This is a genomic window from Bacillus haynesii (assembly GCF_001969855.1).
In the GTDB taxonomy this organism is placed as follows: Bacteria; Bacillota; Bacilli; order Bacillales; family Bacillaceae; genus Bacillus; species Bacillus haynesii.
The window spans coordinates 14,517-30,575 of the sequence record NZ_MRBL01000007.1; the positions used below are offsets into that span (position 1 = coordinate 14,517).

Annotated in this window: 15 protein-coding genes; 14 read left to right on the forward strand and 1 reads right to left on the reverse strand. The window is 42.4% G+C overall.

What is annotated here, in order from left to right; translation table 11 throughout:
* Positions 1-2 precede the first annotated feature (2 nt).
* The 14 genes from BTA31_RS06970 (at position 3) to melA (ending at position 14,760) form a co-directional block, all read left to right on the forward strand.
* Complete coding sequence (locus tag BTA31_RS06970) at positions 3-1,760, forward strand: acyl-CoA synthetase FdrA (protein ID WP_076790299.1); 1,758 nt, start codon at positions 3-5, stop codon at positions 1,758-1,760.
* Positions 1,760-3,025 (forward strand): YlbE family protein, encoded by a 1,266-nt coding sequence (locus tag BTA31_RS06975; protein WP_076790302.1) that lies wholly within the window; start codon positions 1,760-1,762, stop codon positions 3,023-3,025. The genes BTA31_RS06970 and BTA31_RS06975 overlap by 1 nt, the downstream gene beginning before the upstream one ends.
* Positions 3,022-3,813 (forward strand): oxamate carbamoyltransferase subunit AllH family protein, encoded by a 792-nt coding sequence (locus BTA31_RS06980; RefSeq protein ID WP_076790305.1) that lies wholly within the window; start codon positions 3,022-3,024, stop codon positions 3,811-3,813. The genes BTA31_RS06975 and BTA31_RS06980 overlap by 4 nt, the downstream gene beginning before the upstream one ends.
* Entirely contained in the window at positions 3,798-4,730 is a 933-nt protein-coding gene (gene arcC / locus BTA31_RS06985; RefSeq protein ID WP_076790308.1) for a carbamate kinase, read from the forward strand. Before BTA31_RS06980 ends, arcC begins: the two co-directional genes overlap by 16 nt.
* 232 nt (positions 4,731-4,962) lie before the next feature.
* Positions 4,963-6,216 carry an MFS transporter gene (locus BTA31_RS06990; protein WP_076790312.1) on the forward strand — a complete coding sequence of 418 codons (1,254 nt, stop codon included), beginning with the start codon at positions 4,963-4,965 and terminating at the stop codon, positions 6,214-6,216.
* A gap of 186 nt (positions 6,217-6,402) precedes the next feature.
* Positions 6,403-6,534: a hypothetical protein gene (locus BTA31_RS23525; RefSeq protein ID WP_275667481.1), complete on the forward strand. Its 132-nt coding sequence runs from the start codon at positions 6,403-6,405 to the stop codon at positions 6,532-6,534.
* A gap of 335 nt (positions 6,535-6,869) precedes the next feature.
* Complete coding sequence (locus BTA31_RS07000) at positions 6,870-7,967, forward strand: Rap family tetratricopeptide repeat protein (RefSeq protein WP_076790315.1); 1,098 nt, start codon at positions 6,870-6,872, stop codon at positions 7,965-7,967.
* Positions 7,967-8,083, forward strand: coding sequence for a hypothetical protein (locus BTA31_RS07005; RefSeq protein ID WP_043927321.1), 117 nt, complete (start codon positions 7,967-7,969; stop codon positions 8,081-8,083). The genes BTA31_RS07000 and BTA31_RS07005 overlap by 1 nt, the downstream gene beginning before the upstream one ends.
* A 249-nt stretch (positions 8,084-8,332) precedes the next feature.
* Positions 8,333-8,827 carry a hypothetical protein gene (locus BTA31_RS07010; protein WP_076790317.1) on the forward strand — a complete coding sequence of 165 codons (495 nt, stop codon included), beginning with the start codon at positions 8,333-8,335 and terminating at the stop codon, positions 8,825-8,827.
* Between the two features lie 402 nt (positions 8,828-9,229).
* Entirely contained in the window at positions 9,230-10,267 is a 1,038-nt protein-coding gene (locus tag BTA31_RS07015; protein ID WP_076790320.1) for a LacI family DNA-binding transcriptional regulator, read from the forward strand.
* 113 nt (positions 10,268-10,380) lie between these two features.
* Positions 10,381-11,634 carry an ABC transporter substrate-binding protein gene (locus BTA31_RS07020; protein WP_076790891.1) on the forward strand — a complete coding sequence of 418 codons (1,254 nt, stop codon included), beginning with the start codon at positions 10,381-10,383 and terminating at the stop codon, positions 11,632-11,634.
* 42 nt (positions 11,635-11,676) lie between these two features.
* Positions 11,677-12,600, forward strand: a complete 924-nt coding sequence (locus BTA31_RS07025; protein ID WP_076790322.1) for a carbohydrate ABC transporter permease — start codon at positions 11,677-11,679, stop codon at positions 12,598-12,600.
* Complete coding sequence (locus BTA31_RS07030; protein WP_076790325.1) at positions 12,601-13,431, forward strand: carbohydrate ABC transporter permease; 831 nt, start codon at positions 12,601-12,603, stop codon at positions 13,429-13,431.
* A 30-nt stretch (positions 13,432-13,461) separates the two neighbouring features.
* Entirely contained in the window at positions 13,462-14,760 is a 1,299-nt protein-coding gene (melA, locus tag BTA31_RS07035) for an alpha-galactosidase MelA (protein ID WP_076790330.1), read from the forward strand.
* 24 nt (positions 14,761-14,784) lie between these two features.
* Here melA and BTA31_RS07040 read toward each other — a convergent pair whose 3' ends face one another.
* Positions 14,785-15,939, reverse strand: coding sequence for an AbrB family transcriptional regulator (locus BTA31_RS07040; RefSeq protein WP_076790333.1), 1,155 nt, complete (start codon positions 15,937-15,939; stop codon positions 14,785-14,787).
* Positions 15,940-16,059: the final 120 nt, after the last annotated feature.

Here is a 16,059-nt window from a genome sequence, read left to right on the forward strand (position 1 = left end):
TTATGTTATACACAATTATAAAAGAAAACACCTATCAAGATTCTATCGTGTTAATGCTTTTATCAAACAAGTTATCTGCAATAGATGGTGTAAACAAAGTATCGATCATGATGGGAACACCAGCTAACAAAGACATTTTTAAATCTTCGGGTTTGGGCACAGATGAATTGGAAAAAGCAAACCCAAATGACATCGTCATCGTTATAGATACAAATCAAGAAGAAAAAGTATCGGAAGTGAAAAAAGAAGTAGAAGCAGCTTTAAAAGGTGATTCCGCTTCACAAAATACATCTGAAGACAAAGAAGCACATAACTGGAAGCGCGCAATGGAGCTTGCGAACAACCCGAACTTGGCATTGATTTCCATTCCGGGTCAGTATGCAGCAATGGAAGCGGAAAATGCATTAAATGAAGGATTGCATGTATTTGTATTCAGCGACAATGTATCTAAAGAAGATGAGGTTAAGTTGAAACAAAAGGCGCATGAAAAAGGATTATTAGTCATGGGACCAGACTGCGGTACTGGAATTATTCATGGTGTGCCGCTTGCATTTACAAATATCGTGAATGAAGGAGATATTGGCGTTGTCGGTGCATCAGGTACAGGGATTCAGGAAGTGACAAGCATCATTGACCGTTATGGTAAAGGTGTAACAAACGCAATTGGTACAGGCGGTCGGGATTTATCAACAGAGGTTGGTGCTATCACGGTTTTAGACAGTATCAAAGCATTGAATCAAGATCCAAAAGTAAAAGTGATTACAGTCATTTCTAAACCGCCTGCAGAGGAAGTGCGGCAAAAAGTATTAAACGTATTAAGAAATATTGAAAAACCGGTTGTTACGTTATTTTTAGGAGATCAACCAATTTATCAGGAAGAAAATATTTATCATGCGTACACACTTGAAGAAGCAGCGGTTGTATCTGTTCAATTATCAAATGGTGACAAACCGAATTTTGAACCGACAGTGGTTGAAAATGTAAACGTGTCGTTAAAAGATTCGCAAGTTGGTATTAAAGGTTATTACTCAGGTGGTACTTTGGCAGCTGAAGCAGCTGTGTTAGTGAAAGAGGCATTCAAAGAGGAAGTACCTGAAGAGAAGAAAGATGCCTATATCCTAAAAACAAAACATCATGAAATTATTGACTTAGGCGATGATACTTACACCCAAGGGAAGCCACACCCGATGATTGATCCTGAAAAACGCATCGAAATGCTTGAAACTTCTGGAAACGATCCTGAAACAGCAGTCATCATGATTGATAACGTCATTGGCTATGGCAGTCATGATGATATGGCAAATGAATTAGCACCCGCCATTAAACGTATTTTAGCCAATGCACAACAGAGTGGTCGTGAACTTGCAGTACTTGCAACAGTTGTAGGTACAGCCCAAGATCCTCAAGGTTACGAAAAGCAAATTGACACCTTAAAACAAAGTGGAGCAATGATTTGTGAGACAAACGACCAAATGGTTCGTACAGCGATTAAACTGGCAGGAGGAAAAGTGGAACAGCCAGTCCTAGATATACAAAAATTTGAACATACCCAAGAAGACTTGACAGTAGACGAAAAAATTATCTCCTTAATCAATACGAAACCAAGTGTCATCAATATTGGGCTGAAAAGTTTTACAGCAGCTGTTCAGAACAGCGGATCAGAGTGTGTTCAATTTAACTGGCGGCCAATTGCCGGCGGTGATGAAAAGTTAATGAAAGTACTTCAATTTCTAAACTACTATGAAGGAGAGACAATTTAATGGGGTACAAAACAATAAATGAAGCGAACGAAGCTGTTATCCAGAAGATCATAGCAGCTGAACCATTCTTAACGGATGTTGTACCTGCCAAGTCTGTGATTCCTGAATTAGAAGATTATGTGTTATTACATGCCGGGCCTCCAATTAAATATGAAAATATGACAGATCCTATGCAAGGCTCTTGTGTTGGAGCGATTCTTTTTGAAGGATGGGCAGAAGATGAAGAGGACGCGCGTGGACTGCTTGAAAACAATAAGATTACATTTATTCCATGTCATCATGTGAATGCAGTTGGACCAATGGGAGGCATTACATCACCTAATATGCCAGTTCTTGTTGTTATGAACAAAGAGAGCGGCAACGAGGCGTACTGTCAAATGAACGAAGGCATTGGTGCAGTATTACGCTTCGGTGCTTATCATGAGCAGGTAATCAATCGCCTGCACTGGATGAAAGATGTGTTGGGTCCGGTGTTAAGTAAGGCATTAAGAAAAATTGATGGTGGCATAAACATTAATGTATTGATGGCTAAAGCTATTGCAATGGGGGATGAATTTCACCAGCGCAATATTGCAGCATCATTGGTGTTCTTAAAAGAAGTTGCTCCAGTAATTGCCGCATTAGATGATGTTGAAAACGAACAAAGGACAGAAGTGATCCAATTTTTAGCTGATACAGACCAATTTTTCTTAAACATTGCCATGGCGACTGGAAAAGCAATAATGGATGCAGCTCGTACAATCAAACATGGTACAGTCGTTACTGCAATGTGCCGAAACGGTGAAAACTTTGGCATCCGTATTGCAGGTATGGGAGATGAGTGGTTTACAGCACCTGTTCATACACCGCAAGGGTTATATTTTACTGGCTACTCAGCGGAAGATGCAAACACAGATATCGGTGATTCAGCGATTACAGAAACAATCGGTGTTGGCGGCGTAGCAATGATTGCTGCCCCTGCAGTAACACGTTTTGTTGGAACAGGTGGATTTAATGATGCGCTTGAAACAAGCAATCAAATGGCTGAAATCTGTGTTGGAGAAAATCCGAACTTTGTTATTCCGACATGGGACTTCAAAGGAGCGTGTTTAGGTATTGATGCACGTAAAGTTGTTGAAACAGGTATCACGCCGGTAATCAACACAGGTATTGCACATAAAATTGCTGGGTATGGGCAAATTGGTGCTGGTACAGTTCATCCTCCAATCGAATGTTTTGAGAAAGCAATCACAGCATATGCTGAAAAACTAGGTTTTCAAGGATGATTTTACAGGCAAGTGCGATTGGTTCAATCGCACTTCAGTTATTAACTGAGGGAAAAACGTTTACTGTGCACAGCATTTTTGAAAAAGGTTTGAATATTGTTGATCGGAATGATGAATTGATATTTATCGGCACAAATGAAAATGGGACCTTTCCATTTGGAATCTTGCTTGACTCACAAACGAAGCAAACATTAAAAGCCGGTCTTGAGGTGGGACATACATTTCACGTTCACAATAACCATCTTTCCCACAACCGTTTTGAACTCAATTTTAATGCGGAAATACTTCCGTTATATACGGATTTTAAACATGCAAATATAAATAAATTAAAAGAAAACGTCAAACAAATTTCATTTGAATCGTATGAATCTACTGATTTTAAATCAGCTCATGTGTCGGACTTGATAAATAAATTACACGATCCAACTGAAAATTTGGAGGAAGAGCTTCGTTACTTTATTGGTCGGGGCCAAGGTTTAACGCCAACGGGTGACGATATACTGGTCGGTATATTATATGGACATTTCATCAACTCTTTTATCGCCGAAAAACACCTTGAAACATTGGGAAGTCTAATCAGAGAACCCTTAACAACCCTTGTCAGCACGCGCTTTTTAACTTGTGCTATAGAAGGCTTGTTTAGTTCAAAAATTACAAAATTACAACATGATTCATCTTTGAAAAGTATGAAAAGTCTTATAAAAGTAGGTTCTTCTTCTGGGATGGATACTTTATATGGAATTTATATGGCTTTAACAAAGGAGAGAAAGAAATGGGGAAAAGTGTAGTAATCGCACTAGGAGGTAATGCAATTTTACAGCCAAAACAAGAAGCAACTTATGCTAATCAATTCAAAAATGTCATCTCTGCAACACGTCATATGATTGAAATTAAAGAAGCAGGACATAAAATTGTGATTACACATGGCAATGGTCCGCAAGTGGGGAATATTATTGCTCAAAATGAAGCTGCCAAAAATGTCGTTGAACCGCTGCCAATCTATGCTTGTAACGCAGAATCACAGGGATTCATTGGTTATATGCTGGAAAAAGCTTTAAAAAACCATATTAAAGAACGGGGCATTGCTGCGAATGTAGCTACATTTCTAACAATGGTTGAAGTGGACAAGTATGATAAAGCATTTGAAAAACCAACGAAACCAATAGGAGTATTTTATTCAGAGGAAGAAGCGAAGCAATTAGAAGAAAAAGGGTTTACTATGTCAGAAGATGCAGGGCGTGGCTATAGACGAGTTGTGCCTTCCCCAGAACCGAAAGTGATCCATGGGATAGAAGAGATTCGACGTTTAATTGATGAAACGATTGTTATCTCCTCTGGCGGCGGCGGTATACCTGTATATCGTGACGACAACGGTCTATTACACGGTCTTGAAGCAGTAATAGACAAAGATCGTTCAGGATTAAAGCTTGCACAACAAGTAAATGCTGATGTTTTCATGATGTTGACAGACGTACCAAATGTATTTATCAATTTCGGCAAAGAAAATGAGCAAAAACTAAGCCGAATTACGGTAGAAGAAGCAGAACAATATGTGGCAGAAGGGCAATTTCCTGCCGGTAGTATGCTGCCAAAGATGCAAGCGGCTATAGAATTTGCAAAGTTAGGTAAAGAGGCAATGATTTGTTCATTGGATCAAGCGGCAGCTGCACTAGATGGAAAAGCGGGGACACGCATAACAAAATAAGACAATCCGTGTATGTTCATAAGGAGGATAAAAAGCCAAAATTCCTCCTTTTTCAGATATGACCACATTTGATGTGTCATTTCGATCGAAAATTTCTGAACAATCTTTATAATGGGATTCTTTATGCTGAGCAGACAGATTTCGAAAAGAAACAACCTATGAAGCCCTAAATCGAAAGTCAAAAGATGAGTGGGGAATAATGGATCATTTAAAAGGTGAAGGAGGAAGTTGGATGACAAAAGAGGCGGGATCAGTTGAATGTAACGGAAAACAACCACTGGTTCCCTATTGGGTAAAAGTTGTCATAGTATTTTTCTTCGGTTGGGTAGCTCTTTATGCAACGCGAACCATATTAAACCCGATTATGGGGGATATTGAATCAGCGTTTTCATTAAGCAAGGCACAACTTGGCTTAATTATGAGTATATTTTTCATCGGTTATGCAGGTATGAACGTTCCTGCAGGAATATTAGGAGATAAAATTGGAAAAAAACGAGTGTTGGTTCCAGGTGTTATTCTATTTGGCTCGCTTGCAGCAGTTACAGGGATGATGCCTACATTCTTTCTGTTTATCTCTGCATGGCTTATGGTTGGTATGGCTCAGGGGGTATATTATGGGCCGCAATATGGAATATCATCCGAAATGATCCCGAAGAACCGCTTAACATTAGGTAGTGCTGTGATTAATGCAGGGATGGCTTTTGGTACTTCAATTGGCTATTATATCTCCAGTTATGTTGTAGGAGAATGGGGATTCGGATGGAGAGTTCCATTTTTTGTGATTGCAGTACCGGTTGTACTGATCGGCTTCGCAATGGCAATAGTAATTAAAGACAAGCCGACAACTGATCAAGAGGTTAAAAGTACCGCTGAACCGTTTAAGTTTTCATCTTTATTTAATAGAAACTTAATTTTGGCATATATTATTATTTTCTGCTCTATTTACGGATTCTTTATGATTATTACTTGGTTACCATACTATTTAGAAACAGCACGCGGTTTAACCGGAGGAAATATTGCCTTTGTTGCATCACTTGTTCCATGGGCAGCGATTCCAGGTTCATTATTTTTTAGTTGGCTGTCAGATAAGTTAGGCCGGCGTAAACCAGTATTGCTCATGATGTTACCGTTTGGTATTTTATCAACAGCTGCAATTGTTTACTTTGATAGCTTACCAATTTTGTATATGACACTAATTGTGTATGGAATTGTAGGGAAAATTAGCGTTAACCCCGTTTTAATTGCTGTTGTAGCAAATAATGCACCCAAGCAATCATTAAGTACAGCATTTGGATTCTACAACTTTGTTGGAATGTTAGGTTCCATTTTAGCTCCGTATATTACTGGCTGGCTGACAGACACTACAGGAAGTATGAATATAGGATTTTATTTTGCAGCAGCTCTGTTAGTCATCGCATTGATTGCAACATATTTAATAGATGAAAGTAATTTGCCATCTGTCAATAAAGCAGCTAAACATCATTAGTTAGTAAAAGCTTATGACTTCTAGGAAATGCTCAGTCAGATGAAGTGTGAAGAGACCCATTTACTGTAATTGCGCTTCAAGCGGCACAACAAAGGTGACAGCCAGACTGATAAGATGCATATAGTAAACCATTCGGAATTGAGATGTTAAAATCTAGCGGCTTCTTTCAAAACAGCAGGGGCTAAAATGACGCCGGACAAAGCAGTGCCCTCAGGCTTGGAGGCAAATGCATATGTGAAAAGAAACACAGACGGAAAAGAACTGAGCTGCAGCTCAGCTGGAGGAAACGGAAAAGTGCTCCCGGGGCAGACATCCTGATATACACTGATGGTCTATGATCTCGATCCGCGTGCTTCATATATGATGTGGAAATATGATCATCACTTATACCTGTACAAGTTCGTATTCATATTGAAGCCAGCAGTATACGAAAGCACCCTTTCAGCAAGGGTGCTTTTTGCTGTCTGATCAGTCCCGGTTTCACAGCTCTTGAAGAGTCATTTGACCTAATGAAGAAGCGGAAACAGTGGGGAATTCAGAAGACTGTGTAAAATGAACTATTACTATTAATTTATACAGGGGGAAAAATATAGTATGATATGAATAATGAATAAAATACAAAAAAATTGAATATCGGCAGAAAGGAGCTCCATATGAACAAAATCGCCGCGGAAGAAGTCGCCAACATGCTGAATACATGGTACCGCGCCATTAGAAGAAGCGATGCTGAACAGTCGATCAGACTGTTTGAACAAATCAAACCGCTGCTGGCAGACATGGAGGAAGATCAGGAGGTTTTGATCTACTATTCCCTGCTGGAACTGCGGCATAAAATTATGCTCTACGATGCGAGAGGCAAAAAGATAGAGCAGCACGAAGTAACGGCCGGCGACAGTGCTGCATCACATATGACATCCTATTACTACTACCTGTTTTCAGGAGCTTATGAAGTGTATAAAAAGAATTATGAGCAGGCGATCAGCTTCTATAAAATGGCCGAGAAGAAGCTTGCTCTTGTACATGATGAAATTGAAGTTGCCCAATTTCACGATAAAGTCGGAAAGCTCTACTATTACTTGAGCCAGAATATCGTCTCTTTAAATCATACCCGGCAGGCGATGGAAATTTTTAAGGGCCATGGCGACCATGACATGAACCTTGTCTCGACTTATATTACAATGGCCGGAAATTACACCGAGATGGGGAAATATACAGAGGCGGAAGAATATTTAACAGAAGCAATCCATACGGTCAGAAAAGCCGGCGATCATTTTAAAGAAATGCAGCTCCTTCATAATTTTGCTTTGCTTTATGCGGCGATGGACAATTCGGACAAGAGCATTCAATTTTTGGAAATTGTTTTGAATGATCAAGCATATGCTGCATCAGATTATTATTTCAACGTTGTGTTTTTAATGATCAAAGAGCTGTTTAAAATCGGAGACCATGAACGCGCCGCAGCCTTTTACAAAGAAGGGAAGGAAAGGTCGAAATCCGCGGCGAATAAAATATTTGACGCCAAAATCGATATTTTATATGCGGCTTATGCAGGAGGTGGTGAACAGGCGGTTAAAGACTGCAAAGCCAATATTGAAATCCTGTTTCAAGCAAAGCAATACGACACCGTCAGAGAACTTTCACTCTTAACGGCCAATGTTTACAGATCAAAGTCTCTTTATAAAGAGGCCGCACATTTCTTTTTGGAAGCGATTAAAGCGGAAGAAAAAATGAAAAAAGTGGAGGGAATGTGATGAAAAAACTGTTCATTGTTGCTGCGATTGCTGCCGTCGTATGTACGGGATGGTTTGCGGCAGAAACTCATTCGCTATCCGGCGACATGCAGGTTGCTGAAAAGATGGTTGGTTAAAACGAATACTCGGAACAAATATTGAACATCCGCTCCTGAGCAACGGGGCGGATTTTTCTTCGGATAAAGGTAAAGGATTGGAGGATATGAACAACACATAAGCTCTAAAATATTTAAAATTATGGCATGATAAACGCGGCTATGGCCTTGAATACCTCTTCACCACTACTTATGGTGATTGAACTTGGGTCAAATTTTATAACAAAATTGTATATTTAAATTACAACAAAAAGAGAGGAATAGTCATAAATGGGTAAAAAAACTAAAGAAAAAAACTACTCTATTGGGGATCATATTTTTGCAATATTGGTTGTTCTTATTATGTGTGTATTTCTTATTTCTTCCCCTTTTTTGATATTCTTCGGAGTCTTTAAATTGGTGGCTTTGGTACCAGATGTGTCAATCAATACAAAAGGTACTTTTGATTCTGTGATCGTTTTATTCAAGTTTTTTGTTCTCACTGTGGTAGTCGTAGGGATTGTAGACGTAGTGTTTTCTCAGATTTTATTGAAAAAACGGGGATTTCTCAATTTTGTTATTGAAGCTTTGTTGATGTTTTGTGTTTTTTATCTATATGTATTGATTTATTCAATGAATTCTCAGGAGATTGTTATAAGGAATAATGGTGTATTCTTAGTATCTTTATTTTTGTTTATTTTGTATTTGCTAATAAATGTAGCATATCTTGTTTCAAGATGGTTATATAAGGCAACCATGAAAAACATACAGAAAAAAAACAACTAAAAGAGCAGGCTGCTGTCTGCTCTTTTAAAATTTCAATCGCCAAAAGTTCCGTGCTTTAATTTTTGAAATCCATAAATTGAATAGACTCTTATTCGAATAATAATTTCTTACCTTTGTGTCCTTTGGATTTGGTGGGTTTGAGGCTACGTTAAGGATTTTAGAATCAAAGTTAATCAATGTTCAACCTCTTATATTTTGGTAAGTAATGTCTGATGAGGCGAAAGCAAAACTGAAGGATTTAGATAAGCAGCTTCAGGAACAGCAGCCGGAACTAGAGAAGTCCTAAAAGATTACGATTGAAAAATCTTAATTTTTTTAATATTGAAAACACTTTCTTTGTTTGTTATGATATTTTTAGTAAAGTTTAGTGAATATGGATTCTAAAGACAGGACGGGATGAAAATGGCGACGATAAAAGAGATTGCGCTTCAGGCAAAAGTATCAAGCACAACGGTTTCAAGGGTTCTGAACCATGACCAGTCATTATCAGTAGCGCCTGAAACAAGGCAGCGGATTTTGGATATAGCAGCCCGGCTCGGCTATAAAAGCACGCGCAGGCGCCGTGAGGTATATGCCTCAGGAAGCGGGGAAAACCCGCGAATCGGCATTGTTGTCTGCCAATCGCAGGAAGAAGAGCTGAGCGATCCATACTTTTATTCCATCAGGCAAGGAATTGAAAGTGAGTGTTTTGAAAGAGGAGCGTTTATTACGAAATTTATTCAGCTGAGCAGCATCCGCTCAAATCAGCCTGTAGACGATGTCGACGGCTTAATCGTCATCGGAAGGATCAACTTCGCCGGTTTGCAACAGTGCATGGGCGCGCTCAACAACGTCGTGTACATCAACCATACAGACAATGAAGAACTGCGCGACTCGGTTGTCGTCGATTTTGAGAAGGCGACGGGGAGGGCGCTGAACCATTTGAAATCGCTCGGCTATACAAGGATTGGTTATATCGGCGGAAGAGAAAAAGAGCACTTTCGAATCAGCGATCAGGAGACAAACGCCATTGAAATCGAAGACAAACGGCTGACTGCGTTTCTGGAGATGACCGGTGCAGAAAACGACAAGCACATTTATATCGGCGAGTATTCGATGCAGCAAGGCTATGAACTGATGAAAAAAGCGCTTCTTGAGAAGAGCGTTCCCGAAGCATTTTTTATCGCCAGCGATTCGATGGCCATCGGCGCGCTCCGGGCTCTTCGCGAATCGGGACTCAACGTTCCCGATGATGTTGCCATCGTCAGCTTCAACGGCATTGAAGCATCCGAATTTGCTAATCCGCCATTGACAACCGTAAAGGTTCATACAGAGGAGATGGGCCGGACGGGTGTGAAGCTGCTGCTCGACAGAATGAAAGGAAGAGAACTGCCGCTGAAAGTGACCGTACCTTCAGAGCTGATTATTCGGGAAAGCTGCGGATTCAGCAAACGGAGCTAATGGTAAGATAAGGCGCTTTCAAAGGAGGTGACGCAAATGGATTTACTAAATTCCAGTAAAAAATGAAAGCGCTTTTTATTAGCCATCAAAATATGATAATTGGAGTGAATTTGATGAAAAAAATCATTTTCTCTTTTGTTCTCCTGATCATTTTGTCTGCAATAGTTGCGGGCTGCTCCGGAAAGAATGCCGGAAAGAGCGGAGAGGTCACGCTCACGATGTTTTCGACAATGACAAACGACAGTGAAAAAAATACGCTCAGAAGCATCGCAGATGATTTTGAAAAAGAAAATGAAGGCATCAAAATCGATATCAGCTTCCCTGGCCCGGACTATGAAAATATGCTGCGTGTCAAAATGGCGGCAAACGACATGCCTGACTTGTTCGATACGCACGGCTGGGCGAAGATCCGCTACGGAGAATACACTGCAGATTTAAAAGACATGGATTGGGTAAAGCATCTCGATCCAAACCTCGATCCGATTTTGAAGGATGAAAAAGGCAAAGTATATGCCTACCCTTTCAATCAGGCAAAAGACGGGATCGTCTACAATGCCGGTCTCTTGAAGAAATACGGTCTCAAGCCTCCGCAGACGTTGGACGAACTGATGCACGCGCTGGAAACGATCAAAGAAAAAAGCGAAGGGAACGTCATTCCTTTTTGGTTTGCCGGTTCAGATAAAGGCGCTTTAGCTCAGTTTTATGATCAGTTTGCCACCCCGCTTCTCATCACAGATGATCGCCACAATGAAAAAAAAGCTTTGGAAAACGGCACATTCGACTGGTCCGGTTACACACTTCTCGCAGAAACCTTTAAAGAAATGCAGGAAAAGCAATTGATCAATAAAGATATCCTGACGGCAAAACCGTCGCAATTAGTCGAATTGATGGCACAAGGAAAAATCGGTTTTACCCTCTCGGTCACTTCGATCGGCCCTGATACGAGGGAAGTCAATCCCGATATCCATTTAGGCGTGATGCCGACTCCAGCCGTTTATGAAGGCGACAAACCGAGCTGGATTGGAGGAGAGCGCCATACCGTTGCTGTCTGGAAAGACTCAGAACACCTCGAAGAAGCAAAGCGGTTTATTGAATTCGCTGCACAGCCCAAATATGTGAAAAAGATCGCCGAAGCCACCTCATTTCCTCAAGCATTAACCAACACAGAAGCCGAAAACTACTATTCTAAGTTTTATGATCAATATAAAGAAATCGAAATCGAACCGTACTTTGACCGTGTCTACCTCCCGAGCGGAATGTGGGACGTCATGGGGACGACGGGACAGGAACTTTTGGCCGGTACGTTAACGCCGAAGCAGGTATCGGAAAAAATGAAACAGGAATACAGCAGATTACAAGACCAATAGAAAGGATCGTTTTCATCATGATGAAAAAAGAAGGGTGAAATGATGAGCGAATTAGCTAAAGGGAAAAATCTGACTATTGTGAAAAGTAAGGGCGGATTTGTGAAGAAAACCGGATCGCTCTGGTGGATGTACCTTCCCGCCTTGGCGCTTGTGTCCATCTTTATGATTTATCCGTTTGCGAGCGGTATTAAAATCACGTTTACGAATTGGAACGGTTTTTCCCAGTCGTATGACTGGATCGGTTTTGCCCAATATAAACGGATGCTGGCTGACCCGGCGACATGGCTTGTCGTCAGGAACACCCTGCTGTACGGGCTGGGCAGTACGGTTTTGCAAAATGTCATCGGTCTTCTCTATGCCCTCCTGCTGTTTAAAAGCATCAGAATGAAAGCGTTGACGCGAACTGTTGTCTATTTGCCCGTCATCATCAGCCCGCTGATCATGGGGTATATCTGGTACTTCTTCTTCTCCTATGAAGGAGGCGCCTTGAACGATGTGCTGAAGTTATTCGGGGCAGGTCCTGTCAATGCCTTGAGCAGCCCGGAAATCAATCCGTGGATCATCGTATTTGTCAATTCCTATCAGTTTGTCGGTATTGCGATGGTCATTTATTTAGCAGGTCTCGGAAGCATTCCGAAAGATTTTTATGAAGCGGCACAAATCGACGGGGCAAGCGGTTTTCAGCAGTTTTGGAAGATTACGCTACCGCTGTTGATGCCTTCTGTCACGATCAACATGGTAATCAATATCATCGGGGGGCTGAAACTGTTTGATGTCATTTTAGCGCTGACAGGCGGCGGTCCCGGAAATGCTTCGCAGTCGATGTCAACTTTTATGTACGATTTGTATTTTAAGAGGCAGGATGCCGGCTATGCAGCCGCTCAGGGGGTTTTCATGGCGGCGTTGATACTGCTAATCAGCTTTACGGCTCTTATTTATTTTAAGCGCAAGGAGGTCGAAGCCTAGATGAATCGTCAAGAGAAAAAGAAGCGGGCGCTGTGGACCGTGCTGGCCGCATGCATTACCGTTTTTCACCTGATTCCATTTTATATTTTGCTGACGACCGCGCTGAAAGCAAAGGGAGATTTCAGTTCGAAATGGAAGTTCCCGGACGAAATCAGCCTCGGTAATTTCGCAGAAGCATGGGATAAAGCAGGTCTGGCCGGCTCGTTTTTCAATACCGCTGTGATCACTCTTGCTTCGGCGGCTCTGTTGATTGTGACCGGCTCTCTGGCGGCCTATCCGCTCGCCAGGCGCAGAACAAAGCTCAATCAAGCCGTATACTTCCTGTTTGTCGGCATTATGATCATTCCGCCGCTGACATCCATGGTTCCTTTATACAAAATGGTGGTGGAGCTCGGCATGTTGAATACGCTCGAAATCGCGATATTGAATAATACGGCGGCTTATATGCCCCTGACGATTTTTTTGTATGCCGGATTTATCCGCTCGACGATTCCGAAAGAGCTTGAAGAGGCGGCAAGAATCGACGGGGCGAGCACGGCGGGCATCTTCTTCAGAATCGTCTTTCCTTTATTAAAGCCGGTGACTGCGACGATTTGCATTATTGCCTGCGTATTCATCTGGAACGACTATCAGTTTTCGATCTTTTTCCTTCAAGACAAAAGTGTGCAGACTTTGACTGTGGCGATTGCCGGTTTCTTTGGGCAAAATGCGAACAACCTGCACTTGGTGGCTGCGGCTTCGCTGATGGCGATGCTGCCGATGACGATTCTATTTTTATTCCTGCAAAAGTACTTTATAAAAGGATTATCAGCAGGAGCGCTAAAAGGTTAGCGGAAATTTCACGGGGAAAGGAAGATATGAATGACTAAAATTGCTTTTATCGGAGCCGGAAGCACGATTTTTGCGAAAAATGTGCTGGGGGACTGCCTGATGGTTCCGGCGGTCAACGGATTTGAATTTGCTTTGTATGATATCGATCCGAAGCGTCTCAAAGAATCTAAAGATATGCTTGAGCATTTAAAAAACCGCTATAATGATACGGTATCGATCCGCGCCTATGACAATAGAAAGGAAGCTTTGGCGGGAGCGAAATACGTGATCAATGCCATTCAGGTCGGCGGCTATAAACCGGGAACAGTCATCGATTTTGAGATTCCGAAAAAGTACGGGCTCAAGCAGACGATTGCCGATACGGTCGGAATCGGCGGGATATTCAGGGCGCTGCGAACGATTCCCGTTTTATTGGATATGGCAAAAGATATCGAAAGCGCGGCGCCCGACGCTTGGCTCTTAAATTATACAAACCCGATGGCTTCTTTAACCGGTGCGCTTCTCCGTTACACGGACGTGAAAACGGTCGGCCTCTGCCACAGCGTTCAAGTATGCACAAAAGATCTTTTCAAATCCCTCGGCATGAAGCATGAACGAATTGAAGAAAAAATCGCCGGCATCAATCATATGGCCTGGCTTCTTGAAGTAAAGCAAGACGGGAAAGACTTGTATCCAGAAATCAAAAAACGGGCAAAAGAAAAACAGAAAACGAAACATGGTGACATGGTCAGGTTTGAACTGATGGATAAATTCGGCTACTATGTGACCGAATCATCCGAACATAATGCAGAGTACCACCCTTATTTCATTAAAAGCCATTATCCCGAACTGATTGAAAAGCTGAATATTCCGATTGACGAATATTTGAGAAGGTGCGAGAAGCAGATTCAAAACTGGGAAAAGATGCGCGATGAAATCGTCGGCAACCGGCATTTAACCCATGAGCGGTCCAACGAATACGGCTCAAAAATCATAGAAGCGATGGAAACCGGTCAGCCGTTTACATTCGGCGGAAATGTCCTGAATAAAGGATTGATTACAAACCTTCCGGAAAAAGCCGTCGTCGAAGTGACGTGCGCCGCTGAGCGGAACCGGATCACTCCGTGCGTCGCGGGAGAGCTGCCTGAACAGCTGGCTGCTTTAAACCGCACCAATATCAATACGCAGCTGTTAACGATTGAAGCGGCAATAACAAAAAGAAAAGAACACATTTACCATGCTGCATTGCTTGATCCGCATACAGCTGCGGAATTATCGATGGATGATATTGTAAGCATGTGCGATGAATTGATCGAAGCACACGGCGACTGGCTGCCGGAATTTGCATAAAAAAATAAAGCCTGAGCGAAGGGATCAGCCTTCAGCTCTGGCTTTTTTCATGCGAGGGTGTGAATATTTTTCCGTTTTTTGATGAAGCAATCGGAAGAATGGAGGAAGCATCGCAATCACGAGCACCACCCTCAACACCTGGACGGCGACGACGAACGTAGAGTCGGCGTGAAGCGTGACAGATGTTGTCGCCATTTCTGCGATTCCCCCCGGAGCAAACGCCAATATGGCCGTTGTCAGCGAAATGCCTGCCGCTTTAGCGGTGACGGCGGCGCTTAAAATCATCGCAATGATCAGTCCGACGGAGCTGACAAGTGCGACGATCAGCGTTTTTCTGAGGCCGATAAACATATCTTTGCTGATTTTTGAACCAATCGTTGCCCCAAGACAAATTTGTGACAGCACTGAAAAGCCGTGGGGCCACCAGGCTGTTGTGCTGAGTCCGGTCATTGAGGCGCCTGCGATTTGCAGAACGGCTGCACCGGTCATGCTTCCGAGCAGCCATGGCGCCGGAAACCGTAGTGCTTTCATCGCTTTGCATACCCCGAATCCGCCCAGCAAGATCAGCGCAGTCCATACGATATGAGGCGCTTCAAATGCCGATGTTCCCGCGGCGATCGCTTGGCTGCCGGCAGCATGGGCGTCAGGATGCTTCGCATTTATGAAAAAAACGAAAAAAGGAATGGTCATGACGACCAGAAGCACACGTATCATCTGCACGAGACTGACGATTGCCGTGTTCGCTCCGACTTCCTGAGCGATGCCCGGCATCGCGGAAAGCCCGCCGGGAGCCGTTCCCACAAAGCTCGTCAGCATATCGGTCTTGCTGAATCTCCACAAGACAAAGCCCGACAGCATGGCGAACACGACGGAAAGGAGAAGCATGACGCCGACAATCAGCCAATTTTCCTTAAAGATCGAAATCACAGACATGTTGATTTTCTGGCCAAGCTCAATTCCCAATAGCATTTGGCCAAACTGAAGCCATCCATGATGGATGCCGTTTTGTCTGACCGCCGCTTTTAACGGTGACGGACGAAACAGTGACAGACAAGCGGCTGCGCTCATTGTACCGACCATCCAGCCGATCGTCATGCCGGTCAATGAGAGAAGAAATCCCCCAAAACTGCTGATCAATATCAATAATATATCCCGAAGGAAATCTCTTTTTTCCCTCAAATGAAAAACCTTCTTCCTGTGTACTGCACAAACATTTTGTTCACTAAGTAAAGTATTTCTATATATCACTATATAATAATTTTAGTGATTGGTAAAATACGAATTCATTTAAAAGATTAA

Bases quoted from the DNA above. Each gene is read 5' to 3' on its own strand.
- BTA31_RS06970 (WP_076790299.1), top strand. From the start codon at position 3: ATGTTATACACAATTATAAAAGAAAACACCTATCAAGATTCTATCGTG.
- BTA31_RS06975 (WP_076790302.1), top strand. From the start codon at position 1,760: ATGGGGTACAAAACAATAAATGAAGCGAACGAAGCTGTTATCCAGAAG.
- BTA31_RS06980 (WP_076790305.1), top strand. From the start codon at position 3,022: ATGATTTTACAGGCAAGTGCGATTGGTTCAATCGCACTTCAGTTATTA.
- arcC (WP_076790308.1), top strand. From the start codon at position 3,798: ATGGGGAAAAGTGTAGTAATCGCACTAGGAGGTAATGCAATTTTACAG.
- BTA31_RS06990 (WP_076790312.1), top strand. From the start codon at position 4,963: ATGACAAAAGAGGCGGGATCAGTTGAATGTAACGGAAAACAACCACTG.
- BTA31_RS23525 (WP_275667481.1), top strand. From the start codon at position 6,403: ATGACGCCGGACAAAGCAGTGCCCTCAGGCTTGGAGGCAAATGCATAT.
- BTA31_RS07000 (WP_076790315.1), top strand. From the start codon at position 6,870: ATGAACAAAATCGCCGCGGAAGAAGTCGCCAACATGCTGAATACATGG.
- BTA31_RS07005 (WP_043927321.1), top strand. From the start codon at position 7,967: ATGAAAAAACTGTTCATTGTTGCTGCGATTGCTGCCGTCGTATGTACG.
- BTA31_RS07010 (WP_076790317.1), top strand. From the start codon at position 8,333: ATGGGTAAAAAAACTAAAGAAAAAAACTACTCTATTGGGGATCATATT.
- BTA31_RS07015 (WP_076790320.1), top strand. From the start codon at position 9,230: ATGGCGACGATAAAAGAGATTGCGCTTCAGGCAAAAGTATCAAGCACA.
- BTA31_RS07020 (WP_076790891.1), top strand. From the start codon at position 10,381: ATGAAAAAAATCATTTTCTCTTTTGTTCTCCTGATCATTTTGTCTGCA.
- BTA31_RS07025 (WP_076790322.1), top strand. From the start codon at position 11,677: ATGAGCGAATTAGCTAAAGGGAAAAATCTGACTATTGTGAAAAGTAAG.
- BTA31_RS07030 (WP_076790325.1), top strand. From the start codon at position 12,601: ATGAATCGTCAAGAGAAAAAGAAGCGGGCGCTGTGGACCGTGCTGGCC.
- melA (WP_076790330.1), top strand. From the start codon at position 13,462: ATGACTAAAATTGCTTTTATCGGAGCCGGAAGCACGATTTTTGCGAAA.